At 63.7% G+C, this 26257-nt stretch carries 32 protein-coding genes; 12 read left to right on the top strand and 20 right to left on the bottom strand.

The genetic code is table 11. From position 1 onward, the window contains the following. The first annotated feature begins 273 nt into the window (after nt 1-273). The 3 genes from HMPREF2559_RS07660 to HMPREF2559_RS07655 all read left to right on the top strand — a co-directional run bounded on the left by HMPREF2559_RS07660 (nt 274) and on the right by HMPREF2559_RS07655 (nt 1809). On the top strand, nt 274-1335 hold the full coding sequence (locus HMPREF2559_RS07660; protein ID WP_066485099.1) for a Cj0069 family protein: 1062 nt from the start codon (nt 274-276) through the stop codon (nt 1333-1335). 91 nt (nt 1336-1426) lie between these two features. Further along, nucleotides 1427-1561: a hypothetical protein gene (locus HMPREF2559_RS13405; RefSeq protein ID WP_255356834.1), complete on the top strand. Its 135-nt coding sequence runs from the start codon at nt 1427-1429 to the stop codon at nt 1559-1561. Then, complete coding sequence (locus HMPREF2559_RS07655) at nt 1558-1809, top strand: hypothetical protein (RefSeq protein WP_066485101.1); 252 nt, start codon at nt 1558-1560, stop codon at nt 1807-1809. The genes HMPREF2559_RS13405 and HMPREF2559_RS07655 overlap by 4 nt, the downstream gene beginning before the upstream one ends. Nucleotides 1810-1869: 60 nt before the next feature. On the opposite strand, the gene HMPREF2559_RS07650 is transcribed toward HMPREF2559_RS07655, so the two are convergent. The 14 genes from HMPREF2559_RS07650 to HMPREF2559_RS07585 form a co-directional block, all read right to left on the bottom strand. After that, complete coding sequence (locus HMPREF2559_RS07650; protein ID WP_066485111.1) at nt 1870-2289, bottom strand: DUF3151 domain-containing protein; 420 nt, start codon at nt 2287-2289, stop codon at nt 1870-1872. Between the two features lie 37 nt (nt 2290-2326). Further along, on the bottom strand, nt 2327-2929 hold the full coding sequence (locus HMPREF2559_RS07645) for a Maf family protein (protein WP_066485113.1): 603 nt from the start codon (nt 2927-2929) through the stop codon (nt 2327-2329). A gap of 3 nt (nt 2930-2932) precedes the next feature. Next, nucleotides 2933-3127, bottom strand: a complete 195-nt coding sequence (locus HMPREF2559_RS07640) for an acyl-CoA carboxylase subunit epsilon (RefSeq protein WP_066485115.1) — start codon at nt 3125-3127, stop codon at nt 2933-2935. A gap of 21 nt (nt 3128-3148) precedes the next feature. Next, nucleotides 3149-4495, bottom strand: a complete 1347-nt coding sequence (locus tag HMPREF2559_RS07635) for an acyl-CoA carboxylase subunit beta (RefSeq protein WP_066485123.1) — start codon at nt 4493-4495, stop codon at nt 3149-3151. A gap of 97 nt (nt 4496-4592) precedes the next feature. Then, nucleotides 4593-6203, bottom strand: a complete 1611-nt coding sequence (locus HMPREF2559_RS07630; protein WP_066485126.1) for an acyl-CoA carboxylase subunit beta — start codon at nt 6201-6203, stop codon at nt 4593-4595. 227 nt (nt 6204-6430) lie between these two features. Continuing rightward, entirely contained in the window at nt 6431-6682 is a 252-nt protein-coding gene (locus HMPREF2559_RS07625; protein WP_066510899.1) for an adenine nucleotide alpha hydrolase family protein, read from the bottom strand. A gap of 252 nt (nt 6683-6934) precedes the next feature. Next, nucleotides 6935-7237: a hypothetical protein gene (locus HMPREF2559_RS07620; RefSeq protein ID WP_066485134.1), complete on the bottom strand. Its 303-nt coding sequence runs from the start codon at nt 7235-7237 to the stop codon at nt 6935-6937. A 25-nt stretch (nt 7238-7262) separates the two neighbouring features. Beyond that, a complete protein-coding gene (locus HMPREF2559_RS07615) occupies nt 7263-8555 on the bottom strand; it encodes an inorganic phosphate transporter (RefSeq protein ID WP_066485141.1) in 1293 nt (430 codons plus the stop codon). Between the two features lie 480 nt (nt 8556-9035). Then, nucleotides 9036-10553, bottom strand: coding sequence for a maltose alpha-D-glucosyltransferase (gene treS / locus HMPREF2559_RS07610; protein ID WP_066510901.1), 1518 nt, complete (start codon nt 10551-10553; stop codon nt 9036-9038). Further along, nucleotides 10550-10735 (bottom strand): hypothetical protein, encoded by a 186-nt coding sequence (locus HMPREF2559_RS07605; RefSeq protein ID WP_066485149.1) that lies wholly within the window; start codon nt 10733-10735, stop codon nt 10550-10552. The genes treS and HMPREF2559_RS07605 overlap by 4 nt, the downstream gene beginning before the upstream one ends. After that, entirely contained in the window at nt 10735-11289 is a 555-nt protein-coding gene (locus tag HMPREF2559_RS07600) for a hypothetical protein (RefSeq protein ID WP_066485152.1), read from the bottom strand. The genes HMPREF2559_RS07605 and HMPREF2559_RS07600 overlap by 1 nt, the downstream gene beginning before the upstream one ends. Further along, nucleotides 11290-12129: a carbohydrate ABC transporter permease gene (locus tag HMPREF2559_RS07595; RefSeq protein WP_066485159.1), complete on the bottom strand. Its 840-nt coding sequence runs from the start codon at nt 12127-12129 to the stop codon at nt 11290-11292. Continuing rightward, nucleotides 12126-13148 (bottom strand): carbohydrate ABC transporter permease, encoded by a 1023-nt coding sequence (locus tag HMPREF2559_RS07590; RefSeq protein ID WP_066485166.1) that lies wholly within the window; start codon nt 13146-13148, stop codon nt 12126-12128. The genes HMPREF2559_RS07595 and HMPREF2559_RS07590 overlap by 4 nt, the downstream gene beginning before the upstream one ends. A 197-nt stretch (nt 13149-13345) precedes the next feature. After that, nucleotides 13346-14590 carry an ABC transporter substrate-binding protein gene (locus HMPREF2559_RS07585; protein WP_070540174.1) on the bottom strand — a complete coding sequence of 415 codons (1245 nt, stop codon included), beginning with the start codon at nt 14588-14590 and terminating at the stop codon, nt 13346-13348. Nucleotides 14591-14863: 273 nt separating this feature from the next. Here HMPREF2559_RS07585 and HMPREF2559_RS07580 point away from each other — a divergent pair, with 273 nt between their 5' ends. After that, a complete protein-coding gene (locus HMPREF2559_RS07580) occupies nt 14864-15883 on the top strand; it encodes a biotin--[acetyl-CoA-carboxylase] ligase (protein WP_070540171.1) in 1020 nt (339 codons plus the stop codon). A 95-nt stretch (nt 15884-15978) separates the two neighbouring features. Further along, nucleotides 15979-17106 (top strand): hypothetical protein, encoded by a 1128-nt coding sequence (locus HMPREF2559_RS07575; protein WP_148138795.1) that lies wholly within the window; start codon nt 15979-15981, stop codon nt 17104-17106. Nucleotides 17107-17184: 78 nt separating this feature from the next. On the opposite strand, the gene HMPREF2559_RS13005 is transcribed toward HMPREF2559_RS07575, so the two are convergent. The 4 genes from HMPREF2559_RS13005 to HMPREF2559_RS07560 form a co-directional block, all read right to left on the bottom strand. Then, the gene (locus HMPREF2559_RS13005; protein ID WP_156435889.1) at nt 17185-17358 is read right to left on the bottom strand and encodes a hypothetical protein; all 174 of its coding nucleotides are present in this window, start codon (nt 17356-17358) and stop codon (nt 17185-17187) included. 114 nt (nt 17359-17472) lie between these two features. Beyond that, complete coding sequence (locus tag HMPREF2559_RS07570) at nt 17473-17661, bottom strand: hypothetical protein (RefSeq protein WP_070540165.1); 189 nt, start codon at nt 17659-17661, stop codon at nt 17473-17475. Then, nucleotides 17658-18404, bottom strand: coding sequence for a polyphosphate polymerase domain-containing protein (locus tag HMPREF2559_RS07565; protein ID WP_070540162.1), 747 nt, complete (start codon nt 18402-18404; stop codon nt 17658-17660). The genes HMPREF2559_RS07570 and HMPREF2559_RS07565 overlap by 4 nt, the downstream gene beginning before the upstream one ends. Then, a complete protein-coding gene (locus HMPREF2559_RS07560; RefSeq protein WP_070540159.1) occupies nt 18394-19014 on the bottom strand; it encodes a DUF4956 domain-containing protein in 621 nt (206 codons plus the stop codon). Before HMPREF2559_RS07560 ends, HMPREF2559_RS07565 begins: the two co-directional genes overlap by 11 nt. A gap of 185 nt (nt 19015-19199) precedes the next feature. Here HMPREF2559_RS07560 and HMPREF2559_RS07555 point away from each other — a divergent pair, with 185 nt between their 5' ends. The 4 genes from HMPREF2559_RS07555 (at nt 19200) to HMPREF2559_RS07540 (ending at nt 21966) form a co-directional block, all read left to right on the top strand. After that, nucleotides 19200-19661: a hypothetical protein gene (locus tag HMPREF2559_RS07555; RefSeq protein WP_070540155.1), complete on the top strand. Its 462-nt coding sequence runs from the start codon at nt 19200-19202 to the stop codon at nt 19659-19661. A 41-nt stretch (nt 19662-19702) separates the two neighbouring features. Then, nucleotides 19703-20890, top strand: coding sequence for a 5-(carboxyamino)imidazole ribonucleotide synthase (locus HMPREF2559_RS07550; protein WP_141759158.1), 1188 nt, complete (start codon nt 19703-19705; stop codon nt 20888-20890). Between the two features lie 26 nt (nt 20891-20916). Beyond that, complete coding sequence (gene purE / locus HMPREF2559_RS07545; RefSeq protein WP_068801577.1) at nt 20917-21417, top strand: 5-(carboxyamino)imidazole ribonucleotide mutase; 501 nt, start codon at nt 20917-20919, stop codon at nt 21415-21417. A gap of 93 nt (nt 21418-21510) precedes the next feature. Further along, on the top strand, nt 21511-21966 hold the full coding sequence (locus tag HMPREF2559_RS07540) for a YdcF family protein (RefSeq protein ID WP_231724979.1): 456 nt from the start codon (nt 21511-21513) through the stop codon (nt 21964-21966). A gap of 656 nt (nt 21967-22622) precedes the next feature. Here the strand turns inward: HMPREF2559_RS07540 and HMPREF2559_RS12760 are convergent. Then, nucleotides 22623-23039 (bottom strand): hypothetical protein, encoded by a 417-nt coding sequence (locus tag HMPREF2559_RS12760; protein ID WP_148138794.1) that lies wholly within the window; start codon nt 23037-23039, stop codon nt 22623-22625. Between HMPREF2559_RS12760 and HMPREF2559_RS07535 the strand changes: the two genes are divergently transcribed. The 3 genes from HMPREF2559_RS07535 (at nt 23023) to HMPREF2559_RS07525 (ending at nt 25093) form a co-directional block, all read left to right on the top strand. Continuing rightward, entirely contained in the window at nt 23023-23412 is a 390-nt protein-coding gene (locus tag HMPREF2559_RS07535) for a hypothetical protein (protein WP_068801576.1), read from the top strand. The genes HMPREF2559_RS12760 and HMPREF2559_RS07535 overlap by 17 nt on opposite strands. Nucleotides 23413-23477: 65 nt before the next feature. Beyond that, on the top strand, nt 23478-23990 hold the full coding sequence (locus HMPREF2559_RS07530) for an RNA polymerase sigma factor (RefSeq protein WP_066485228.1): 513 nt from the start codon (nt 23478-23480) through the stop codon (nt 23988-23990). An 11-nt stretch (nt 23991-24001) separates the two neighbouring features. After that, on the top strand, nt 24002-25093 hold the full coding sequence (locus tag HMPREF2559_RS07525) for a hypothetical protein (RefSeq protein WP_066485238.1): 1092 nt from the start codon (nt 24002-24004) through the stop codon (nt 25091-25093). Here HMPREF2559_RS07525 and HMPREF2559_RS07520 read toward each other — a convergent pair whose 3' ends face one another. Further along, entirely contained in the window at nt 25094-26152 is a 1059-nt protein-coding gene (locus HMPREF2559_RS07520) for a ribonuclease HI (protein WP_066485246.1), read from the bottom strand. Nucleotides 26153-26257 lie beyond the last annotated feature (105 nt).

Here is a 26257-nt window from a genome sequence, read left to right as displayed (position 1 = left end):
CGGGCTGAGGGTGAACTCCCTAGCGTAGTCTTTAGCCCTTTTACAATACCGCGATACCCAACAAGGGGTAACGTAATGTGGTCTCGGATACACGTGGGGGGCTGGTTATAACAACGATGCAGGTGGGGTGCGTGGGCCGTGGGTAGGTGGGGTTAATCACGGTTTCTTTAGCGCGCGAAAACGAGTGTACTCAGGTAGTTTTTAGGCGAGGGCCGGAGGAATTCCCTTTACGCGCCCACAACAATTTTTCCCAGGGACGAAAGGTAAATTGCTGTGCACAAGGCAATCGTGGTTTTTGAGGTTGAAGGCGGCTCCGACAAGGGACCGGACGGCCACCGCAAGGACACCATGCCCATCGTGGAGGCCATCAAGGCCAACGGATGGGACTCGGAGGTCATCTACTTCCACCCGGACAACGCGGACGAGATCTTCGAGCGCGTCTCCCAGAACTTTGACGCCTACATCTCGCGCGTCAACCCCGGCAACATCCCCGGCGGCGAGAAGGGCTACTTCGAGCTGCTCACCAAGCTGGCGGACGCCGGGCTCGTGGGCATGTCCACCCCGGCCGACATGATGGCTTACGGCGCCAAGGACGCTCTGGTTAAGCTCAATGACACCCCGCTCGTGCCGGAAGACACTGCGGCCTACTACGAGGTCTCCGACTTCCACGAGACCTTCCCTACCTCCCTGTCTTTCGGTGAGCGTGTGCTCAAGCAGAACCGCGGCTCCACGGGTGAGGGCATTTGGCGCGTTCGCCTCGCTGATGCAGATCTGGCTGCCTCCGTCGAGCCGGGCACCGCGCTGCCGCTCGACACGGCGCTCAAGTGCACCGAGGCCGTCGACAACAAGACGCATGATTACACGCTGGGCGAGTTCATGGACTTCTGCGACCAGTACATCATCGGCGACAACGGCATGCTCGTCGACATGCGCTTCATGCCGCGCATTGTCGAAGGCGAAATCCGCATTCTCCTCGTGGGCAATGAGCCGGTCTTTATCGTCCACAAGAAGCCGGCCGAGGGTGGCGACAACTTCTCCGCGACGCTCTTCTCTGGCGCGAAGTACACCTACGACAAGCCGGAAGCCTGGCCGGAGCTGCTCGCCATGTTCGAGCGCGCCCGCCCCGTCATCGCCGAGAAGCTTGGCGAGACCGGCCACGTCCCGCTCATCTGGACCGCGGACTTCATGCTCGCCGACGGCGAGAACGGCGAGGACACCTACGTCCTCGGCGAGATCAACTGCTCCTGCGTGGGCTTCACCTCGGAGCTCGACATGGGCATCCAGGAGAAGGTCGCTGCGGAAGCCATCTCCCGCGTCGAGGCGGCCGACGCGTAGCGCACGTGCCTTCACGGTCAACGCGAGAACCTAGGAATCTGGCGATGACCCGCACCTCCCATATGATCGGGAGGTGCTTTTTTAAATCGTCGTGGCAGTCATCATGCTGCTCGTGGTGAGCGTCGTCGTCGCTGTCGTCACACCGGTCCCGGAGCTCGACATCGAGCCCGACCTCATCCTCCCGCCGCTGCTCTACGCCACGGCGTTGCGGCCGGCGCCGTCATGAGCCCTTCCGATGCCGTCGCCACCTCCATCGTGAAGAAGGCCGGCGTCAACCGCCGCGTCATCTCCATCCTCGATGGCGAGGGACTCATCAACGACGTCGGCTCTGGTCACCCTGCGCACGGCGCTGCTCGCCGCGAGGGTTCTGTCATCGTCTGGTCCGGCATGCGTGGTGCCGTGAGGTTCGCCGCGGCGCAGACCATCCCCGTGGGCACGCGGCCTCCGCGAGGAAATCGGCGAGGCGGTTTCTGAATTGCTCGAGGTATCCGTCAAGCCACATGGGGCCCCGTTCTGTCGCGCGTGAAGCGCGCCTTAGTCGAGCAGCTGCGCCACGCAGTCCGGGTCCGCGTCGGAGAGCATCTGACGCAGACGGTCGTACTCGTCTGTCTCGCCGATGGCCTGGGCGGCGTGGGCGAGGGCGGCCCAGGAGCGTAGGACGCCCTGGTTAGGCACGTGGGCGAAGGGGACTGGACCCCAGCCCTTCCAGCCGTTGCCGCGCAGGCGGTCGAGGCTGCGGTGGTAGCCGGTACGGGCGAGGGCGTAGGCCGTGATGTAGGCGGTGGGCAAGGCCTCGTCCTCGCGGACGCGGGCGAGCTCCTTTTCGGCGAGCAGCGCCCACACGAGCGGGGAGCTGGGGTGTTCGACGGCGCCCTGCGTAAGGTCGGTGACGTCGTGGCCGGGGTCTTCCGGCAGCAGGATGGGATCCGGGGCAAGCATGTCTTTCATTTCCATGTTCGCCACTCTACGCAGGATGGAGGGAGTCGCGTGGCTAGTTGCGCGGCAGATTCCAGAATTCCGAGGCGTTCACCCCAAACTCGTAGAGCGCGCGGCGCACGACGGGCAGGGACAGGCCGATGACCGAGGAGGGGTCGCCCTCGATGGCGTCGATGAACCAGCCGCCGAGGGCCTCGAGCGTGAACGCGCCCGCGCATTGGAGGGGTTCGCCCGAGGCCGCGTAGGCCGCGATGTCGGTCTCGGAGGCCTGCGCGAAGTGGACGGTCGTCGTGGAAGTCTCCACGTAGCGCTTGTCGCCGAGCAGGATGCAGTGTCCGGTGAGCAGCTGCGCGGATTTGCCCGCTTGGGCGCGCCAGCGCTCGACAGTGCGCTCCTCGGTGTGCGGCTTGCCTTGGAGCTGCCCGTCGAGCAGCAGCATGGAATCGCCGCCGATGACGACGTCATCAGGGTAGTGGGGCGCGATGGCCTCGGCCTTGGCAGCGGCGAGGGCTGCGACGACGTCGCCGGGGGCGGCATCGGCAAGCTCAGCCTCGATGGCGCGCTCGTCGACGTGTGCGGGGCGTAAAACGGGTTCGACCCCGGCGCCGCGCAAGATGGCTGCGCGGGACGGGGACTGAGAAGCGAGAACGATACGCATGCTTTAGTAGTAGCGCACGTTGCGGAACGCGGACGGGTTGAACCGGTGGCCCGGCTCGGTCCACAGATCACGCGTCTGCTTCGTCTGCGCGGCCTTGGCGCGGGCGTCCGCGTCGAGCTGCGTGAGGACGGCGGTGAGAGCCGCGACCTCGTCGTCGCTGGGGTTGCCCCGCAGGACCTGAATGACGGGAGCGTTCATAGCTGCCTCCTTGGGTAGTTTCTAAAGAACGATATTGCTGTGCTTCTTGGCGGGGGTCGAGACGATCTTGCGCTCGAGGAGACGCAGGCCCTCGATGAGGTAGCCGCGGGTGGCGGCCGGCTCGATGACGGCGTCGACAAGGCCGCGCTCGGCGGCCTGGTACGGGGTGAGGAACTCTGCAGCCTCGGCCTCCTCGACGCCCAGGGTGCTGGCGAGCGTCGTGGCGTCCGCGACGGCGATCTCCGCGGTGGGCCATGCGTAGGCGAGGTCCGCGCCGAGATCCTTGGAGCCCATGACGACGTAGCCGGAGCCGTACGCGCGGTGCAGGACCACGGTGAGTTTGCCCACGGTCGCCGCGGCGTAGGCCTGGACGAGCTTGGATAGACGTGCTGGCTGCGCGGTGAGCTCCGGGGTGTCGACGAGCTCGATAATCGGCGTGTTGAACGCGTCGCACAGGCGGATAAAACGGGCGGCCTTCTCCGCTGCGGCTTCGTCGAAGCCGCCGGCCGTCGCGATAAGGCCGACGGTGCGGCCCTCGAGCCGGGCGAATGCGGTGGAGATGCCGCGCACATCGGCCTGGAGCTCGAGGACGTCATCGAAGAGGGCGTCGACGATGGCGCTCATCTCGAAGGAGCCGTTGTCCGCGATGGCCGCGTTGAGCGCGCGGTCGGACTCCGAGATATTCTCCGCGATGGAGCCTGCCTGGAGGGCGGCGTCCGTGCGCGGGGCCTCTGCGCGGTTATTGGAAGGCAGGTAGCCCAGCACGGTGCGGGCGGCGGCGATGGCCTCGTCCGCATTTGCGGCGTGAAGGTGGCCGCCCTCGCCGATCACGATATCCGCCATGACCGGGGCGAGCGTAGCCAGCGGGGCGAGCTCGCCGACCTGGATGGCGACCTGCGGGATAAGCCCCGAGGCGCGCGTGACGCGCTCGAGGATGCGCGCCTGCATGGCGAGCGTGACGATGCCCTCCTGGGCACGCGGGGCGCCGGCCTCGACGATGGAGACCATGGGCACGCCGGTCTTCAAAGCTAGGTCGTAGAGCTTGATGATCTTCTCGCCGTAGACCTCGCCCATCGTGCCATCGAAGACGGTGGCGTCCTGCGAGTAGACGCAGACCTTGCGGCCATTGATCGTGCCGTAGCCGGTGATGACGCCGTCCGTGTAAGGACGGTCGTGCTCGCGGCCGAAATCCTTGGAGCGGTGACGGGCGAGAGCGTCCGTTTCCACGAAGGATCCGTCGTCCATGAGGGCATCCAGCCGCGCGCGGGCCGCTGGGGTACCGGCATCCGCGCCGAGTGGCGAGCGGGACTCGGCAATCTTATTACCGAGGTCCTCAATCTTGCCTGCAGTGGTTTTCAGATCAGTCATAACGCCTTAGTTTACAAGCCGGAACCGGCAGGGGTCGCATCAGCGCTGCCAAGCGGTGCGCGCTGGTGTGGTCCTGCCGGTTGTTGCTCCGTGTGATTTACAGCGGGATATTTCCGTGCTTGCGGGCCGGGCGGGCGACGTTCTTGTCCGCGTAGAGGCGCAGGTTCTTCGCGATGGTGGAACGGGTCTCCGATGGCAGGATGACCGCGTCGATGAGGCCGCGCTCGGCCGCCTTGTATGGGTTGAGCATGTGGTCTTCGTACTCACGCTCGAAGGACTTGGCGAGCTCGGCGACGTCGAGACCCTTCTCGCGCGCCTGCTTGAGCTCCTTGCGGTAGATGAAGCCCACAGCGCCGGCGGCACCCATGACGGCTATCTGTGCGGTCGGCCATGCCAGGTTGACGTCAGCGCCCAGGCCCTTGGAACCCATGACACAGTACGCGCCACCGTAGGCCTTGCGCATAGTGACGGTGATCTTCGGGACGGTGGCTTCGCCGTAGGCGTAGAGCAGCTTCGCGCCGCGACGCAGGATGCCGTTGTGCTCCTGGTCCGAGCCCGGCAGGAAGCCTGGGACATCGACGAGGAGGACGATCGGGATGTTGAAGCTGTCGCACGTGCGGATGAAGCGTGCGGCCTTCTCCGAGGAGTCGATGTCGAGGCAGCCGGCGTACACCATGGGCTGGTTAGCAACGAAGCCGACGGTCTTGCCCTCGATGCGACCGAAGGCGACCACGACGTTCTCGGCGCGCGCTGCCTGGATTTCCATGTACTCGCCGTCATCTGTGAGCGCCTCGATGACGTCGCGAACGTCGTAGGGCTGGGTGGGGGAGTCCGGGATAATCTCATCGAGAACGAGGTCGTCTGCGGTGATCTCGTCGAGTTCCTCGTAGGACTCGACGGGAGCGAGCTGGCGGTTGTTCGACGGCAGGTAGCTCACGAGATCGTGGACCCAGTCGAGTGCGTCCTCGTCCGAGGATGCCGTGTAGTGCGAGTTGCCGGCCTCCTTCATGTGGACCTTGGCGCCGCCGAGCTCTTCCTGCGTGACCTTCTCGCCAGTGACGGTCGTGATGACGTCCGGGCCGGTGACGAACATCTTGGACTTCTCGTCGACCATGACGACGAAGTCGGTCAGCGCCGGGGAGTAGGCATTGCCGCCAGCGCAAGCGCCCATGATGACCGAGATCTGCGGGACGACGCCGGAGGCCTTGATGTTCTGGTAGAAGGTTGCGGCAATCCAGTCGAGGGACACCGCGCCGTCTTGGATGCGCGCGCCCGCGCCCTCGTACAGGCCGATGAGCGGGCGGCCAGTGGTCACGGCGAGTTCCTGAATCTTCACCATCTTTTCGCCGTAGACCTCGCCGAGCGCGCCGCCGAAGACGGTGCCGTCCTGGCTGAAGATGCACACCTCGCGGCCGTCGATGGTGCCCCAGCCGGTCACGATGCCGTCCGTCACGGGCTTCTTGGCGCCCATGCCGAAGTCCGTCGTGCGGTGCACGGCGAGCATGTCGGTCTCCACGAACGAGCCTTCATCAAGCAGGTAATCGAGGCGTTCGCGTGCAGTCAGGCGGCCAGCTGCGTGGACTTTCTCATGCGCCTTTTCGCCCATGGGTGCCTGGGCGGCCTCGCGGCGACGCTTGAGCTCAGCAATCTTCGCGGCGGTGGTGTCCGCGGCGGTTTCGAGTTCCGTCAAATGTGAGGAAATAGTCATGTTTGGAAATCGTACTGGCACGACCGGCGGTTTTCCACACTGCCGCGCCGGTGATTTGTAGCACGAAACTAGTTTTCGCAGCTCAAACGTGAGGAAATCCTCAAAAATTTTTCTGAAGTGGTCTGGTGGCGTGGCGCGGGGCTGGGGGGGGTGGGCCCGCTGGGCTATATAAAAAGCGACCCCGCGGGCCTTGGAAAGGTCGTGCGGGGTCGCTGAGGGGCGGGAGTTTATGCAGCCCACCCGAAGCTGGACAGAAAGCCTTCGGTCGCTGCGAGCTCCGCGGTGCGGGGAGCTCGGCCAGTGGCGGACTCGAATGTGGAAATAATCTCAGCCGAGGTGGCCGGGACTAGGTCGTGCTCGAGCAGGTGCTCGGCGACGCGGGCGGCGGTGGGGGTCTCCTGAATGAGATCGAGGCCGGTGGCCGTGGAGCCGCCGAAGGCTGAGGACAGCGTGTCCAGCAGGGTAGTGATCGTATTCATTGTCGAACCTCCTTTGTCGATCATCGGGGATGTGTGCATCCCTCTCTAGAGGAAGAACGTCCGAGCGGTATCGATCGGACGACACTTCGTTGGTAAGTACCCACTATACATGTTGACCTATGTTTGGGCAAAGTTCTTGTTAAGGCTATGTTTACCTGCTGTTCACCTAGTGGGGAATGTGCGGGTGAGGTGGTGAAAAACGGCGACACGCCGCATGCACATAAATATGCACGCGGCGTGTCGTTGAAGGGGCTAGTGAGAGCCTCCGAGGTTTCCGAAGAGCTCCCAGCCGAAGTAGTGCTCCAGTGTGCCCTTGGAGATCCACAGGATGGCCACGACGATGACGGCGGCGAGGAACGCGTAGACGGTCCAGCCGAGTACCTTCATCTGCGTGGAGGCCTCGGTGTCGCCGACGATGACACCCTGGTCGTTGCGGATAGGGTCGCCGGTCATGCAGCGCATGCCCAGGGCGAAGAGGAGGGGAATGCCGGCGCCGAAGATGAGCGCGAGCCCGGCGACGCGGAAGATGGCGATGGCGATAGATGCGGCAGTCATGAGCGAGTTACCTTCTTAACAGTGCTTACAGGTTCTTGGCCTGCGGAGCGGGGGAAGCCGGGTCGTTGATGGTGGAGGCTGCGGCTGCGGTAGCGACAGCGCCTTCGTTGGCGACGGCCGCGGGGGTCTTGGGCTCCAGGGAGGAGTCGACGGACTCGGCGTCCGCGTCCCACTCGTCGTTGACGTTGGATGCGTCGACCGGGTTCATGCGGGCGCGGATGACCATGATGACCGCCATGGCGATGAGAATGATGAAGTCGACGATGACGCCCACGGTGGTGGTCGTAGCCGCGGAGACGCCCGTTGCGACCCACCAAGAAGCGAAGCCGACGGCGGCGGCGCACGGGATGGTAATCAGCCAGGCGGATACCATGCGCATGGCCACGCCCCAGCGGACCTCGGCGCCCTTCTTGCCGATGCCGGTACCCATGATGGAACCGGTGGACACGTGCGTCGTGGACAGCGCCATACCGCCAGCGGCGGAGGTGAGGATGATGGCGGCGGAGGTGGCCTCGGCGGCCATGCCCTGCGGGGACTCAATCTCAACGAGGCCCTTGCCCAGGGTGCGGATAACGCGCCAGCCGCCGGAGAGGGTGCCGGCCGCGATGGTGACGGCACAGGCAACGATGACCCAGGTCGGGATGCGCTGGTCGGAGACGGCTTCGCCAGCAGCGACGAGGGCGAGGAAGATAACGCCCATGGTCTTCTGCGCGTCACCGGCACCGTGTGCGAGGGAGACTAGGCATGCGGTGACAATCTGGCCGTGACGGAAGTGCTCGTTCTTCGTCTTGTCCGGGATGGTGTTGGTGACCCAGTAGACGAGGGCCGTTGCGGTGGCGGACACGAGGGCTGCGATCACCGGCGAGGCGAGGGCCGGCACGATGATCTTGCCCATGATGGACGACCATGCGACGCCGCCGGTGCCCATGGCGGCGAAGGCCGCGCCGATGAGGCCGCCGAACAGAGCGTGGGAGGAGGAGGACGGCAGGCCGAGGAGCCAGGTGAACAGGTTCCAGAAGATGCCGCCGATGAGGCCGGTGAAGACGACGATGAGAAGGTTCTCGCCGTCCGTGGCGCTCGAGAGGTTGTAGGAGTCAAGGTTGACGATGCCCTTGGCGACGGTTGCCGCGACATTGACGGACAGGAATGCGCCCACGAGGTTGAGGGCGGCGGAGATGGCAACTGCCGTGAACGGCTTGAGGGCGCCGGTGGCAATCGAGGTTGCCATAGCGTTGGCCGTATCGTGGAAACCGTTGGTGAAGTCAAAAGCCAACGCGGTGATGACCACGATGGCGAGAATAAGCAGGGTCGCTGTCACGGCGGAGATTTCTTTCTTGTACGACGGGATGGCTCTGTTGCGGCTTCCCGGTTCGACGCAGGTGCGAAGCGCAGGAAATGCGCGACGAGTATGTACAGTTTGAAGCTTAGACCGCTGGCCTGTCTGCAGTTAAAAATTGGTTTGACCTGCAGTATTAGTTCTAATGTGTGCTCATTTGACCCTAGGGGAACAGGTGTTAAATCGCAGCACAACTGGAGTTAACCTCTAGTTCATTTAAGCCTGAGGGGAGCGTCACATAGTTTCGTCTTGGTGATAAAGTAGACTCGTTTTTCACCGCTCACAAGCCCGAAAACGGCCGTTCGAGGCGTTCTACGTGACCGTGAGCCACGGTGATAGTCCCCGAAAACGCGCAGACATGGCATCACATATTCATGCCGGCATGGCGCGCGAGCAGTCGCGAAGAATAGCCGACGGATGAGGGGCGCGCCAATCGAGGACGAGGATGTGACGGCTGGGCGCCTATACGGCTCCGTCCCCAATTTCTTCGATCGGCACCCACGCGTAGCCATATGGGCCCAATTCCACCGGGCCCAAGTCGACGTCCGCGTCGGTGAAGTTGTGGAGACAGAGCAGATCGCCGCGCTGGAAGCCGAACACGCCTTCGACGCCAGTCTCGACCGCTTCATAGGGCGCCGTGCCGAGTTCGGGGTGCGCCTTGCGCTGGGCGATGAGCCCTCGGACGGTCATGAGCAAGGAGGCATCGTCAAGCTGCTGCTCCGCGACGGAAGTGCCCTCGCCGCCAACGATGGGCCACCGGGTCTCGCCGGTAGAAAAGCCGGCGCCGGGGCCTGGTTCCCACTGCATGGGCGTGCGGACGGCATAGCGATCCGGAAGGGAGACGTCATCTCCCATGCCAATCTCGTCCCCGTAGTAGATAAAGGGCGCGCCCGGCAGTGTCATAAGCAGGGAGAAGAGGAGCTCGATCTTGCGGCGATCGCCTTCCATGAGCGGGGCGAGACGGCGTGCGATGCCCACGTTCGCCTTGGCGCGCGGGTCCTTGGCATAGGCGTCGTACATCCGGGTGCGCGCCGCAGGGCTTGCCATCTCGAGGGTGAGCTCGTCGTGATTGCGCAGGAACGTGCCCCACTGGCAGTCAGCCGGCAGGGGCGGTAGTTCGTCGAGGATGTCGTAGAGGGGCTCGGCGCTGCCGGTGGCGACGGCCTCGAAAATCTTCGGCATCACCGGGAAATTGAAGACCATGTGGACGCGGTTGCCGCTGCCGAAGTACTCCATGGTTTCGCGCGGCGGCTGGTTGGCCTCGGCGATCATCATCGCTTCCGGGTACTCCGCATTGACCATCGCGCGCAGCCGCTCGAGGAATGCGAAAGTCTCGGGCAGGGATTCGCCGCCTTGGCCGTCGCGCTCGAAGAGATAGGGGATGGCGTCGAGGCGGAAACCATCGAGCCCCTTGTCCATCCAAAATCGCACGATATCGAAGATTTCGGTCTGCACCGCCGGGCAGTCGTAATTGAGATCCGGCTGGTGCGTGTAGAAGCGGTGGAAGTAGTACTGCCCGCGCTCCTCGTCCCACGCCCAGTTAGAGATTTCGTAGTCGGTGAAGATAATGCGGATCTCGGGGTAGCGCGTGGGGTCGTCGCCCCACACGTAGTAGTCCCCGTAGGGGCCGGCGGGATCGCGGCGGGACTCCTGGAACCAGTAATGCTGGTCAGAGGTGTGGTTGAGTGCCAAGTCCGTGATGACGCGGATGCCGCGCGCGTGCGCCTGCTCCAGGAGCTCCTCGAAATCGGACATCGTGCCGTAGCGCGGGTTAATGGAGCGGTAGTCCGCGATGTCGTAACCATCGTCGCGCATGGGCGAGTCGAACATGGGCGGCAGCCAGAGGCAATCCACGCCCAGCCATTCCAGGTAGTCGAGCTTGTCCGTCACTCCGCGCAGGTCGCCCATGCCGTCGCCATTCGAGTCATTGAAGGCGTGGAGGAGGGCTTGGTAGAAAATGGCGTTGTGGAACCAGCTCATTGAAGATCCTTTCGCTTGGCCCGCCACAGTGCCCACTCGAGCGCCACGAGGACTCCGGCTAAGAGGCCGGGCCACAGAGCGGGGGAGGGTTGGAAGAGATTGAGGATGGCCTGCAGGAGGGCCAGGGCAGCGAAGAAGCCGACGAAGCCCAAGGCCGAGTCCCACAGAAGCGCGCGGCGCATTAGCGCACCGTCACGCTAAATGTCGTGCCGTCAGAGAGCTGTACCTCGGTGGTGCCTGCAGTGAGCCCGCCGACGCCGGCGTTGAACTGGGTGCCGTCTTGCTCGTAGGCCGGACTGAAGACGGCAACGGCAGGATCAGCGACCGTCGCGTCGAGCCCCTCTGCGCCCGTAATGACGAGGTATTCCCCGGAGGCCAGCTCGATGTCCTTGCCCCTTAGCTCCGCGGGGCTGAGGATTTGCGGGGTCGGGGCGCCCTCGGCGGTGGGCTCTGCGCCCTGCGGATTCGTCAGCGGTGCCGCGGGGGCTGGGCTTTCCGATGCCCCCTCATTCCCACCGTCAGCCGGGGCCGAGGCCTCGGCGGGGACTGATGCCGCAGCGGGGGCATCGGTAGGTAAGGCCATACTCGTTGGGGACGCGGCGCTGCTGTGCACGCTCGGCGCGGGGGAGGCGGGCGCCGACGTCTCCGCGGATTCCTCGCCGCTGCTGCACGCAGTCACGGCGAGCGCAGCGGCGACGAAGGTGCCGACGGCAAGCGCTGTGTGACTCGTTCTCATCTAGGCTTTCACTCCTCCGGCGGTAAGCCCCGCCACGATACGGTGCTGGAAAACTAACACCATAATAATGAGTGGCACCGTCACGAGGGCGCCCGCGGCCATCGTCGCCGCGTAAGGGTACTCGAAAGCAGAGGGGCCGCTGAAGCGCGCGATGGCGACCGTCACCGGCTCGGTGGCGGTGGAGGACAGTTGCTTGGCGAGCATGAACTCGTTCCACGTCGTGATAAACGCGATAATCGCGGTGGTAAAGAGTGCCGGTGCGGCGAGCGGCAAAAGGACGAGGCGGAAGGCCTGGCCCTTTGTCGCGCCGTCGACGCGGGCGGCCTCCTCGAGCTCCCACGGCAGCTGCCGGAAGAAGCTGAGCAGCGTGTAGACCGTGAGCGGCAAGGCAAAGGAGATGTTCGGGATGATCATCGCCTGGTAGGTGCCGATCCACGTGAGATCGCCGAACAGCTGGAAGAGCGGCGTGACAAGCGCGATGCCTGGGAACATGGAGGCCGCGAGGATGATGCCTGTGACAAAGCCCTTTCCGGGGAAGTCGAGACGCGCGAGCGCGTACGCAGTAAACACGCCCACGGCGACGGCGACGGCGGTCGTCGCGAGCGAAATAAGCAGGGAGTTGCCGATGGCGCCGAGGAAGTCGTTGCCCTTGTCCGTGGCGAGCGCGTCCTTGAAGTTGTCGAGCGTGACGTGCGTGGGCCACGGAGTTGTATCGAACGTGTGGGCGCTGTCGCGCAAGGCCGTGACGACCATCCAGTAGAAGGGCGCAAGACCCCAGAACATGATGAAGAGGATGCCGGCGTAGTGGCCGACGGTGCTCCACAGTTTGTTGCCGGTCATGCTGCTACCTCCTGGTTGTCCTGAGCTTTCTTCGCCGCTTTTTCTTGGCGGCGTTGCGCACGCTTCTCCGCCGTGCCGCCCACGTCAGCGCCGAGGAAGCGGATGAGGATGAAGGCGACGGCGAAGATGAGCAGGAAGATGAGCGTGGACAGTGCCGAGGCCGAATTGAAGTTGCCCTGGCGCATATCCTCGACCACGAGCTGCGACACCGTTGCGGTGGGCGAGTTCGAGGAGCTGGAAATCATGATGACGGGCAGGTCGTACATGCGCAGTGCGTCGAGGGTGCGGAAGAGGATGGCGACCATGAGGGCCGGTTTCACCAGCGGTAGTGTGATCTTGGTGAAGCGCTGCCACGCGGTGGCGCCGTCGACGCGGGCCGCCTCGTAGACGTCCCTGGGGATCATCTGCAGGCCGGCGAGGATGAGCAGCGCCATAAACGGCGCAGTCTTCCACACGTCCGCGATGATGACGGCCAAACGCGCATAGAACGGGTCCGTCGTCCACGCGACGTGCGTGCCCAGCAGGGAGTTGACGATGCCCTGCGGGGCGAACATGAACTGCCACAGCTTCGCCGTCACGGCCGTAGGAATGGCCCACGGCACGAGCACGGCCGCACGTACAAGGCCGCGGCCCTTGTACTCGCCGTTCATGATGAGTGCCATGATCATGCCGAGGATGGTCTCGAGCAGCACCGTGACGACGGCGAAGAAGATCGTGATGCGCACGGCAGGCCAGAAGTCCGTGGCGATAACCCCCGGCGGGCAGGCGCTCACCACTCCCGTGCCGGACATGCATCGGTTGTTGACCCAGTAGAGGTAGTTCTCGAGACCTGCAAACTGTCCTTCGACGAAGACGCCGGTGGAGGGGTCGAGGCGCCGGTTGCCCTGGAAGGAGAGCATGATGGCGCGCACGATGGGGTAGCCGATGACGATAGCCAGCACGATGAGCGCCGGCGCAATGAGCCCGGCGGCCTGGCCGTAGGTCTTGCGTTTTAAGGCTTGGGGCGTGGAAATTGCCACAGCGGTGGGCCTTTCTAGCTTGAGTGATGATGACGCGCTCCGTACGCCGGGGCGATGCGGCATCCTTGTGACGGACATCCTATCGCGTGAAAGTGTGACTTCAGCGAATTGCGGACCGTAGGGACGAGGAAAGCGTTTGAGAAAACGCGAAGGCCGCCCCACGACGGGGGCGGCGAGGCGTCTGTGAGGACGGTGAATTAGCCCTGCTGTGCCTGCTCGATGGCAGCCTTCATGTCGGCGGTGGCGTCGTCGACGGAGGTACCGGAGGTCAGGGCTGCGTAGGCGTTATCCTGCACGGCCTTAGAGATGGCGGTGTAGAACGGGGAGACCGGACGCGGTGCAGCGTTCTCCAGGGACTCCTTGAGTGCCGGCAGGTACGGGAACTGCTTGATCAGTTCCGCATCGTCGTAGATGGACGAGAGGGCCGGCGGGAAGGAAGCCTCAGCGAAGGACTTCTGGTTGTCCTCGTTGACGATGAACTTCATGAAGTCCAGTGCAGTCTGCTTGTGCTCGGAGTTGATGTTGATGCCGTTGTTGTAGCCACCCAACGTGGACACGCCCACGCCGTCCTTGCCCACGAGCGGGGAGACCTCAACCTTGACGCCAGCGTCGACGGCGTTGGTGTACATGTACGGCCAGTTGATGGCGAAGGCGGTCTTACCCTCGGTGAATGCGAGGTTGGTCTCTTCCTCCGTGGCGGCGGTGGAGTCCTTAGAGATGACGCCATCCTTGTAGGCGTCGACCATGGCCTGGAGACCCTCCTTGGACTCGGTGGAGTCCACGTTGACGGAGCCGTCGTCCTTGAGGACGCTGCCGCCCCAGCCTTCCATGAAGCCGGCGGTATTGACGGTGAGGCCCTCGTACTGCTTGAGCTGCGTGGTCAGGCAGTTGGTGCCTTCCTTGAGCGCCTCACACGCAGACTTGAAGTCATCGAACTTGTTGACCTCGGTCGGGGCGAGCTCCGCGTTGCGGAAGAGCAGCTGGCCGTTGGTGTTCTGCGGCAGTGCGTAGAGCATGTCGTTGTACGTCGCGGATTCGACGGTGGCCGGCAGCAGGTCTGCGGTGTCGACCTCGAGGTCGCCGGTGAGCGGTGCCAGCCACTGGTTAGCGGCAAAGTCTGCAGTCCACACGACGTCGAGTGCCATGACGTCATAATCGGAGTTGCCAGCCTGCAAGGACTGAACGAGGGTCTCGCGCTGTGCGTCGGCCTCACCAGCAAGCTCGGCGAGGGTGACCTTCTCGTCCGGGTGCTCCTTGTTCCACGCTTCGATGATGGGTTGGATCTTGTCAGTATCGTTCTTGCCCATCGCGAAGGTGATGGGGCCGCGGCCGCCTTCGCCCGTGCCCTCTTGTGCTGCTTGGGAGCTGTCATCGGACGAGTTCGAGCAGCCCGTGAGTACCAGAGCGAGTGCCGCAGTGGTCGCGAGGATAGTCTTCTTCATGGAGTTTTCACCTTTCAGAAACAACAGTTGTCTCAAAGGTAAAACACCCACAGCGCCCATGGCCGCTTTTTGTGGTTTTCCACGCTCAATGGGGGTAACGCGCATACCCCTCCTGCGCGAGAGTGGGGAGCGCCTGAACTGGCTGCGTAGGGCGGCGGGTCGACACTCGAAGTAAGGCCGTCGCGACCAGCGCATGCGACCAGAGATTCGCCCCAGCGATTCGCCGGTGGCTCGTTCTGTCCGCATGGACCGACGCGGGTAACGTGAAGTGCTATGAGCACTTATGACATGGAGCGCATTCGCACCGCACTCGCTGAAGACTATGCCGTTATCGACTACGTCGAGGAAACCGGTTCGACGAATACCGATCTGATGCAGGCCATCGACGTCACTGATGGCACTGTTCTCCTCACCGATCTGCAGACCGCCGGCAAGGGCCGCCTGGGGCGCGTGTGGACCGCGCCGAAGGGCTCGCAGGTAACCTTCTCTGTTCTCCTGCTCCCTGAGTCCCTCGATCATCTGGGCACCTTGCCTCTCGCCGCCGGTTTGGCCGTCACCGACGCGATCCCCGGCACGGTCCTCAAGTGGCCCAACGACGTGTTACTCGACGGCAAGAAGCTCTGCGGCATCCTCGCCGAAGCCGGTCCCGTGGGCAAGGCCTTCAAGTCGGGCACATTCAAGTCCGGCGAAATGAACAAAGCAGAAATTAATAAGGCCGAGGTCAATAAGGCAGAAATTAATAAGGCCGAAATCGCCCCGAAGACGGAAGCCTCCAAGCTCGAGGTGTCCAAGGTCGAGGTCGCGCCGAAGACTGAAGTCAATAAGGCAGAGATCAACAAGACTGAGGTAAATAAAGCCGAAATCAACAAGGCTGAGGTCAATAAGGCCGAAATCAATAAGGCTGAGGTGGCGCCGAAGACGCAGGGCGGCAAGGCGCCGTCCGCACGCGTCGTGCTCGGCATGGGCATTAACGTCTCCATCGCGGAAGAGGAACTGCCGGTTCCCACGGCTACCTCGCTTGTGCTCGCGGGCCGCGAGGATGACCGCACCGGGGTGGCCATCGCAATCCTCAAGGCGCTGCGCCACCGTATCGAGCAGTGGGAGAACCAGGATCCGCAGCTCATGGATGACTACCGCAAGGTCTGCTCGTCGATTGGACTCAATGTGCGCCTTGAAGCCCCGACCGGGGATGTCACCGGCATCGTGGAAGGTGTTGCGGAGGACGGCCGTATCAACGTCGGCGGCGAATACTACTCGGCCGGTGACGTCATTCACCTGCGCCCGACCGACTAATTTCGAGTCTGCGTCTTCTACGAGGGGATAGGATAAGAGAGTCTTTCTCTTCCTATCCCCTCATTTGCGCGCACTGCGCGGAAAGGTGCCTCGACGTGGCTCGACGTTCTCTTTTATCCTTCCGTCGTTCTTCGCGCATGCTGTCGGCTGCAGCGCTGATAGCCGTAGCTTTCACCGTCGGGGCGTGCAGCGAGGGCGGTTCCTCCGAGCCGCGCACGAGCACCATCACGGTGCGGCCGTCGGAACAGCCCGGCGAGGGCGCTCCTTCGGCGTCCGCCGCCGACCCCAGCGAGGGCGTGGCACAGGACGCGCAGCCCGCGCCGTCCGGTGACGATTCTCTCGCAGAGGCGTACGGGCGCATCCTTGATAATCCACGCTCGGTGAATTTCAACTACGACTACAGCCTGCGGACTTCACGAGCGAGCGGAAGCTACCAGTATGCGCTCGCTGACATCACGGGGGACAACTCGCCGGAGCTGCTCCTGTGCGATTGCAACTACGACGTCAGCCCCGTCGTTGCCATCAACGGTGCGGCCAATCCGGCGAATCCGGTGGTCTCCGAAGACGTCCTCATCAGGGGTGCTGCCGGCGCGGGCGGTGGACGCTATGGCCTCTCGGTAGGCAACGGTGGGATGTATCAAATCGAATGGCACTCGCTGCGTCCGGAATCCTATGCGACTAAGTTCGGCATGCAGGATTCCCATCTTGTGAAAACTGCTGAGAAGGTCGAGATCCAGAATCCGAGCGAGTTGGGGGTCACGGCCGTGAATTTCGTCGACGTATCGGACCGTTCGGTACTGAGCAACGCGGGTCTTGGGACGGCATCGGCAGGCCCGGCCCAGGCAGCAGCGAATACTGCTACTGCGCAGGAAAGCCAGCCCCAAGGTGAGAACGTGCTCAGCGGCACCATTAAGCAGATGACGGCGCGGGAAGTCATGAAGGGGCAGCCGACGCCGAATGGTGAGTCCCCGGACTTGACGCTCTGGGTGTTGGTTCTCGATAGCCCGCAGTCGTTGACGGGCAGGTCGACCGGTTACCGAGGAGCGTTAAGGACACGCCCTAACCAAGAGATGGTGAGCTTAGACGACCGCGGCGAGTGGTCTGGATATAAGGATCAACACGTGAACCTCACATACGACCCCACGCAGTCGTGGTGGCCCAGCGACACCAGCCTGCCGCTGGGCAAGCTGCGTGCCTACCCCGTCGATGTGTCGGTGGGGTAGCACCCCTGAAACGCAGCAACGCAGCATCCCCGCCACACTCACGATGGAGCGGTGCGGGGATGAATTCGTGAGGGGACGTTAAGCCTGCGATGACAGGCCATTGCTCGAGGCGGTGCTGTTATCGGGTCGCCGACCTATGCCGCCAGCGGGGCCACCGCCCATGCCACCCTCAGCGGCTTCGCCCGCAGTCACTGCGGTGTCGGTGCCGTTGACGGTGACGGTACCCACGGCGGCATCGGAAAGCACGAGCACGACCTGCGCGTCCTCCGCGGCGTTGACGGTGATATCGCCTGCGTCGCCGGTAATCCGGTAGACGCCGGCCTCGGTGATATCGGAGCCGGTGAGGTCCTGAACGTCATCTATGGATCACTCGTCGTCCTTGGTCACCGTGTGATCGGAGTTCTCATCGGCTGCCTCGGAAGCTGACGGTGGGCGGGCGGTGTCGTAGGAGACGGACTTGGCGGTGGGAGTGTTCTCGGCGGCCTGCGGGGAGCACGCGGCGAGCATAATCGTTGCGGTTGCGGTCGCTATGGAGGCGAGGAGGGGCTTCTTCATGACAGGGTGTCCTTAAAGTAGTTGTTGATGACGCGGTTCCATTTATTCGAGGGCAGTTCCGGGTGCATGGTGGCCATGCCCGTGCCGAACTTGGAGACGCGGGTAGGGCGGTGGCCAAGGCCCCACAGGATTTTGTCGAGCGGGGAGGGGCGGGCGCTGGACTTTGTTTCAATGAAGACGACGTCGCAGTTCTCTAGGCGCTGGTTGGAGCGCTCTGAGCGCCACGTCAGTGCCGTGTCGATGGTGGCGCGGCCGACACCGCTGGGCCGAAGCGTTGCGCGCAGATAGGTGTTGTGGACGCTGGGGCTGAGCTGGCCCACGAGCTGGGGGTTGAGCTCCGCATCAAGGAAATCCAGCGCCTCGGGGGCGAGCCTGCCGCTGTGGGCGTACGCGGGCGCGATGGGCACGCGGTGCTTGACCGTGACCCCGCGCGGGCCGCGGGTCTTTACCTCGCAGAAGCCCAGGTTGGAGTCGACGTAGGTGCGCTGGCGAACCTTAAACCGGCGGCGGCGCGTCTGCGCAGTCATGCGGTAGGAAAGCAAGTCCGGGGTGTCGAAGTAGGTGGTGGCGTAGCGCTGCTGGCGCTTGCCATTGATCTCCAGCACGCGGGTATCGGCGGGGACCTCGTCGAGGAATGCGCGCAGCTCGTCGGTGTGGATGAGGTACTTGCGGTCGACGCGGGTCATCATGCGGGCCTCGGCGTTCATTTCGTCGAGGGTTATGGAGTCGAATCTACTGAACATGAGCCAACTCCGAGTGTGCGGATTCGGCGTGCTTCGCCGTGGAGTCCTTGCGGCGTTCGAGCGGGCTGCGGCGGCCTCGGACCTGGACCCAGGTCGTGTCGTTGACGATGTCGACGCGGTGGGTGGTCACGCCGAGGATTTGGGCATCGAGCATGTCTTCCAGCTCATCCTTGAGCTCATCCTGGTCGGTGATCGCGCGGTCGAGGGTCATCTCCCGAACGAAGTAGCCACCGAAGAGCAGCTGGGAATCGACGATGACGAGGGCGAGGACGATGAGGATGATGGCGCCGATGGCGATGGGGTTGACCTCATCCGACAAGCCGGCGATAAGCCCTGTGGCGAGCGCGGCAAAGAAATACGCGACCTCGGTTTGGGAAATCTCGGAGGAGCGCAGTCGGATGATGGACAGGACGCCGAAGAGACCCAGGCCCACGCCGGCGGAGACTTCCATGTCGGCGAGCATGAGGGAGACGCCCAACACGCCGATGTTGACGCCGATGAAAGCGACAACCAGATCGGCGCGCTGGTGGCGGGGCAGGTAAACGGCAAAGACGAGGAGGACGATGGCGATGATGTCGACGCCCATCATGATTGCGATATCGGTGCTCATTGGAAGCAGACCTTTCTAACTCGGTGTCGCTCTTTACTCTGCGGCGCTGAGATGTGAGAACACTTTTGTTTCCTTCCACCTGCCTGTGGAATTACCGCAGAGTTTTCTAGGACGTTCGTTGAATGCTTCCTGTGAGCGTTGCAGGGTGCGGCTGTTGGGGCGAGGGACGTCTAGGATGAGGAGTCATGAATCTTATGAAGATGCGCCCGGGCGAGTATCCCGTCGTCGACGTGACGACGCCGTATCGCTCGCTCATCTTCCCTGTCCTCGAGCTCATCCTCATCACGGGTCTCGCCTGGATCGGCATTGGCTACCTGGACGCACATGGCTTTGAAGCAACGGTGCGCAACGCCGTGGTGGTGCTCTGGGGCATCCTCGTGCTGTGGCGCTTTGTTCTGCCGGTCTATCGCGCACGCCGCCGTCGGTTCATCCTTACGACGACGCGCATTATCGCGCGGACAGGCAAGAAGATTGACTCCATTCCGCTTTCCGATGTCGTGGGCGTGCGCCGCCGCCGCGGCGGGATTTCGCTTGCTATTCGCGGCTACGATCGGGCACTTTATTTCCCGGATCTGCCGCGCACGAAGCGTATCGAGCGCGCCGTAGCCTCCGAACTGGAGCAGTACAGCTCGCCGCTGTGGCGCTAGCCATAAAGGCCGCGAGGGCGGCTAGTAGGATGTAGGGCGTGATTAAGACAGTAAGTGTTATCGGAGACGGCCAGCTCGCGCGCATGATGCAACCGGCGGCCGTTGAATTAGGGATCAAAATCCAACTCCTCGCCGGTGCCCCAGACTCCTCGGCGGCGCAGGTCATTCCTGCCGTGACGGTGGGGGACTATCACTCCACCGCGAACTGTCTCGCCGTCGCCGAGGGCTCGGACGCCGTCACCTTCGACCACGAGCACGTGCCTTCCGATGCCCTCGCGGCCATGCTCGACGCCGGCTACAGCGTCCAGCCCGCCCCGAGCGCCCTCATTAACGCCCAGGACAAGCTGGTGCAACGCCGCCGCATGCGCGAGCTCGGCGCACCAGTGCCGCCCTTCGCCGACATCTCTTCGGCGGAGGATGCCCAAAACTTCTGGAACGAGGTCGACGGTAACGTCTGTCTCAAGGCCTGCCGCGGCGGCTATGACGGTCACGGCGTGTGGTTCCCCAAGGACCTGACTGAGCTCGAGTCCCTCGTCGCTGAGTTGCTCGAGGCTGGCACCCCGCTCATGGCGGAGAAGAAGGTGGCGCTTACCCGCGAGCTGTCTATCCTCGTCGCTCGCAATCCCTCTGGTGAGGTCAAGGTCTGGCCGATCACCATGTCCGTGCAGGAAAACGGCGTCTGCGCCGAAGCCATCGCGCCCGCTCCGGATCTCGCTCCCGAGCTCGCACAGCGTGCCACGGATCTTGGCGTGCAGATCGCCACCGAGCTCGGCGTGACGGGCGTGCTCGCTGTCGAGCTCTTCGCCTACACCAACGACGAGGGCGTAGAGGATATCGCCGTCAACGAGCTGGCCATGCGCCCCCACAACACCGGCCACTGGACCCAGGCAGGCTCCATTACCAGCCAGTTTGAGCAGCACCTGCGCGCCGTCCTCGACCTCCCGCTGGGCGATCCGTCTGCCTCCGCGCCCATTACCGTCATGGCTAACGTGCTGGGCGCCGACGAGGATCCGGCTATGCCCATGGCTGACCGTGTCGTCGAGGTCGCTCGCCGTTTCCCTAACGCCAAGATCCACCTCTACGGCAAGGGCCACCGTCCGGGCCGCAAGATTGGCCACGTCAATCTCACCGGCAATGCCGCCGATGCCGCCACCGTCGCCGCCACCCGCCGCGACGCCAAGCTCGCCGCGTACTTTCTGGTCCACGCCGAATGGGCCGACCAGGCTTAACCCCCACTACTTTCGAGGAGAAGAATATGAATGCACAGGTCGGCCTCATTATGGGCTCCGATTCCGATTGGCCCACCGTCGAACCCGCCGCCCAGGTCCTCGCGGACTTCGGCATCCCCTTCGAGGTAGGCGTGGTCTCCGCGCACCGTACCCCGGAGAAGATGCTGTCCTACGCCAAATCCGCTCACACGCGCGGCCTTAAGGCGATCATCGCGTGCGCCGGTGGTGCAGCCCACTTGCCGGGCATGGTCGCGGCCGCCACGCCGCTGCCTGTCATCGGTATTCCGCGTGCGCTTAAGGACTTGGACGGACTTGATTCCCTTCTCTCCATCGTCCAGATGCCCGGAGGCGTACCCGTCGCGACCGTCTCCATCGGCGGCGCCAAGAATGCCGGCTTGCTCGCCGTGCGTATCCTGTCCGCTGGCAACGCGGAGCTTCTGCAAAAGATGGTCGACTACCAGGCGAATATGGCTGCCGAGGTCGAGCAGAAAGACGCGAACCTCCGCGCCAAGTTAATGGGTGAGTAGCGCTTTCTTCGCGCGCATGCGCCGTACACACCGCCGGACTCACTGGCATGTGTCCATTCTTTGCCTGGTGGCGCAACGATTATGCTTATCCCCGTGGATCCTATCGTTGTTCTCGGCTCGCGCGTCAAGCGCGGGCGTCCAGGAATATTGCTCGAGGAGCGTTTGCGCGCGGCGATGGCTGCAGCGGTACCTGGGCAGACTTTCATCGTCAGCGGTAAGGGCGAGGCGCCCGCCATGCGTCGCTACCTCGAGGAGCACGGGTTTGATGGGGTGATCGAAGATAACGAGGCGACATCGACGAATGAGAATCTTGAAAATGCGTGGCGACTTGCCGGTGGGGCTGGCCGTCTCATCGTTGTAACTAACAATTTTCATGTTCTGAGGACGCGGTTGTGGGCCTGGCATTTGGGTGTTCCGGCCCGGGTCATTTCAGCTCCCACACCCTTTGATCAGCGCTTGGTTAACTATGCGCGGGAAATTGTCGCGACCCCGCATTCGGCCGGGCGGATCCTCTTTCGGAAAATAGTGCACTCCCTGTCGAGGGCGTAAATTGTGCGAAGTTACATTTTGCACTAATCGGTGTTGCACGCTACGCCCAGCGTAGTCGTCATACCACTGCCACCCATGCATGGTCCTGTTATGTGTTGACACCTTCCTAGGAGCATGCCTTGAACACTCCGGTATGGCCGCACAGTTCTTTGCGCCCGAGGCGGCCTTGCCAGGGGCATGCGCGGCCGTCATGCACAACATAACGGCGCTATCTATGCCTTCCTTGTTCGTCGTCTCGATGGGCGACGCGTGCAGGCATCGGTGCCCGCGCGGGAGCGCGGAGCGCAGCCGGTATAAAATTCCTCTGAGTGCATATCAATTCCACGGGGTGAGACTGTGGGGCGCACGTTTTCACCCCCGCATTCCGCCCCCATTTCTGTCAACCTATTGAACATGCACCTAAAAGCCCTGTTCGCGCCGATTGTTTAAGTAACTTTTTTATAACGGCGCCGCGAAGTCCTTTCGTATTACGTCAAAATGGTGCATATTTTAACTCACCCCACCATTTAATGAACCTTCGTGCAAGGGTTCATTCCATTTACTTGGCGGTGTATTGGGGCCCGCCAGGACATGCCGCCGCTCGGTTCCGTCGATGGGGAGCGCAACCTCTATCGAACGTCGAAAGCTGAGCGGCGGTGCCTTTCTTGGGGGCTGTCCTATGTCTGGGGAATTAAAGGCACCGAATCGAGACGCAGCGCCGGCATGATCTGATCGAGCGGCATGACGGCCAGATTCAGTGTCCCCTCGTAGCGGCCTTCCATCATGCCCACGGGGTGGATCACGCCGTCCTTGAGGGCGAAAACGGGGGCCAGAATCACCATGGTTACTTGTCGCTGCGAAGACGAGTCGCCCGGAACTGGTGTGGTACTGGTAGGTGCCGCGCTGAGGTATTTCCGCTGGTTGCGCTCGTTGTGGTGGGCAAATTCAACTAATAGCCAGAGAAATGCAGGGCTCGTTGTAACGCTGTGCGCCCAAACAACCACAAGGAGGGTGAAAGGCTTCCGGCAGGAAAGAATGCCAGTACGAAGCACCACCACGAGAAGAAGGAGTCCTCTCATGAAAAAGGGAATCATCGCCATCACCACCGCCACCGTCGCCGTCCTTACCGCGGGTGGGGCAGCGATTGCCACGGGCGCGAGCGATACCCCCGCCATGACTGCTGGCACGGAGGACATTCTCAAGCCTGGCATGGAGATGACGTTCACCGCGACGTGCCCCGACAACAGCACACGCGCGGACCTCACCACGAGCTTCGGTGCCCACGCCGTCCTGCGGCCGGCGGCAGATGCTGGCTACCTCATGGGCGAGATCACCGCGCCGGAGCAGATTGGCCCCGGCCCGGCTGACGGCTACCACACGTACACTGTTACCTGCGAGAACGGAGCGACGACCACCGCGCGCTTCGCCGACGCCGGCAACGGCACGGCCCAGACAGCTCGCAGCTAAACCGCACAGGCGGCCGACAGCTCACGCCGCGCCACCACCATAGGTACACCCCAAGAAAGCAGTCAGTGTCCGTCACCTATCTCCCCGCCGCGCGCCGGAAAGCCTTTAGCGAGGCTTTCCGGGCGCATTACCCTGCCGTGCGCGCGTTCTTTGCGCGCCGCGCGCCCGCCGAGCACGTCGAGGAATTCACCGCTGACGTCTTCGAGCGCGCCTGGGGCAACTTCGACCAGATTGAAGGCGACGTCCTCCCGTGGCTCTACGGCGTCGCCCGCAACGTCTTGCGCGAACACTATCGCACGCAGGAGCGCCGTCCGCGGCTCGTGGATCTCGAGCAGCCGGAGGCGGATCCCCTGGCCGAGGATTTTGCGAGCCACAGCGATCTGAACCTCGATATCAACCGTGCACTGCTCACTCTCAGTCCCGCTGAGCGTGAGATTCTCACCCTCCACGCGTGGGAGGGCCTCACGCCGGCCGAGCTCGCTGAGGTCCTAGGTCTCACTCCCACGAACGCCCGCGTGCGTCTTCACCGCGCGCGCACCAGCCTCGCCCGCGCCCTTGACAGCGCCGGCTCCCACTAAGGACAACCGTCATGAACGATCCTCTCGCCCAACTTGCTGCGGCTAACCCCGTCCCCGACGAGTCACTCACCCCCGAACAGCAGGAGCGCGCCGACGCCCTCCTGGAACGTCTCACACAACCTGCCCAGAAGAAGCGCCGTCCCTTCCTCGTCGCTGCTGCGGCCGTCGCGGTGCTGGCCCTCGGCGTCGCCGTCATTCCGGGCTTGAGCAATAACGCCACGCCCCAGGCGACGGCGGAGGAGGTGCTTGCCCGGGCCGGGGAGGCATCGGCAAGCCAGGCGGATGCCCCGACCCTCGGTCAGGAGTACATGAAGCGCACGGACAGCGACGGCCAGGCCACCGTCACCACGGAATACGAGGTCCAAGCCGGCCAGCTGCGCCAGGACACCCGCACCGAGGGCACCTCCGCCGCACTCGCGGACTTCGACCCCTCGCCCCGCATCACGCTCGCCCAGCTTGCCGATGCCCCCTCCGCCGACGCCCTGCGTGACCTCGCCGTCGCCACGTATGGCGACGCCGCGCTCGGCTCGCTCCAGCTTCTTTTGCACCCAGGGCTGACCTCCGCGCAGCAGAAGTTCGTCTATGACAACCTCGCGGCGGCCGGCGGCAACGACCTGGGCAGCGCGGACATTACGGAGGGTGAAGACTCGCTCGTCACCGTCTACCGCGACGCGGACCACGTGAGCTTCAGTGTTCTACCGTCCACCGGCCAGATCGTGGAGGTCCATGGCCTCGTCGCCCCGGACGTGACTACCCGCGTCGAGGCCACGGCTATCCTGGGCTGCGTCTCCGTGACCGGACTCGAGGGCCCCGAACTGATTTCGCTCGCTTGCGCGGACAACAACTACCTCGTCCGTGACCTCAAGTGGTCGAACTGGGGTGCCGACTCCGCCCGCGCGGAAGGCACGGCCTTTATCAACGACTGTGACCCCAACTGTGCGGACTCTGGCTTCACAGAGCTGCCCGTCACCGTCACTGTGCGCAAGCCCCAGGAGTGCGGCTACAACGCGAAGCTCTACTCGAGGCTCGACGTCGCCTACGTGGACGAGCCCGCGCGCGACGAGACCTTCGACATCGGCTGCGACCAGTCGCCCACGAACTAACTAGCGCCCCAGCTTGCCCGGCAGTTGGCGCAGGATGTTGTCGATTTCCTTCCATGCGGTCGCGCGCGACTCTTTCTCGGGGAAGTTCGAGGCACGCAGACCCAGGTACGCGATGCGGTCCGCGGCGTGGTTGAGTGGGTCGCCCGCATGCCCTAGCACGCGGCCGATGGTCGCCTTGCCTTGCTTGTTGAAGTCCCGCCACGCCTGCTGGAAGCGCGAACGTGCGCCCGAGGAGACGCCGCGCCACGTGCGCCGCGACTTTGCGCCGCGCCCGCCGGCCAGGATATTGTCCACGGCCTCGAGCGCCGCGACGGAATCTGTCTCGATGATGACGCGCTCGAAGCCGTTCTTCAGCGCGTACTTGAGCGCGAGCGTGATGGTCTCCAGCTCGAGCTCGTCCGTGCCTGCCTTCGTCATCCGCGTGCGTAGCTGGTAGTCGCCATTGGAGGCGACGAAGCACATCGCGCCCTTAGATAGCGTGTCCGAGGACGCGTCAGTCGCAATGCGCACCTGCTGGCCCCGGCCCGCACAACGCGAGCGGTTGGGGAGCCAATGCGTGGGCGGCGCCTCGATCGCCGGCGCCTGCTTGGCAGGGCGCTCGCCTTCCTTCTTCGAGCGGCGCACGGCCTGGGCCTCGTGCTGCTTGCGCAGTCCGCGTGCCCGGTTGCCCGCTTTATTCTCGTCCGCGAACGAGCCGGTGACGAGGTAGCCCGCCCGGCGGATGCGCGTGCCCAACGCCGCTTGACGGCGTCCCACCACGACCCAGATGGGCTTGGGAACGCCTTTGACCGCGCGCTCGAACTCGGCGAAGACCTGGGGGTAGGGGTCCGCGTTCATCGTCTTGCCGGTGCGCACGAAGCGGCGCTTGCCGCCCGCCTCGACCGCGATGACCCAACCGTAGAGCTTGCCGTGCGGTGCCGACTTCCAGGGGATATCCCACAGCGCGATGGCCACGTGGGTGCGCGCGGAGATCATCTCTTGGGTGACCTTGCGCGTGGCGTAGGTGCGCGAGGACTTGCCCATGAGGGTGGTGATATCGATCGCGTCCTTTTTTGCCATGCCTCTAAGTTAATCGCACCGCGCCCGCCTGTGCGATTCAGGTCCGCGTCCCCGCTGCGCACCCTGGTTCTCGACGCAGCGGGGGAGTGGCCCGCCCCACCCTAT

It is taken from the genome of Corynebacterium sp. HMSC072G08 (assembly GCF_001809185.1).
GTDB lineage: Bacteria > Actinomycetota > Actinomycetes > Mycobacteriales > Mycobacteriaceae > Corynebacterium > Corynebacterium phoceense.
Note: the sequence above shows the minus strand (reverse complement) of the source record. Positions and strands in the feature narration are given on the sequence as shown.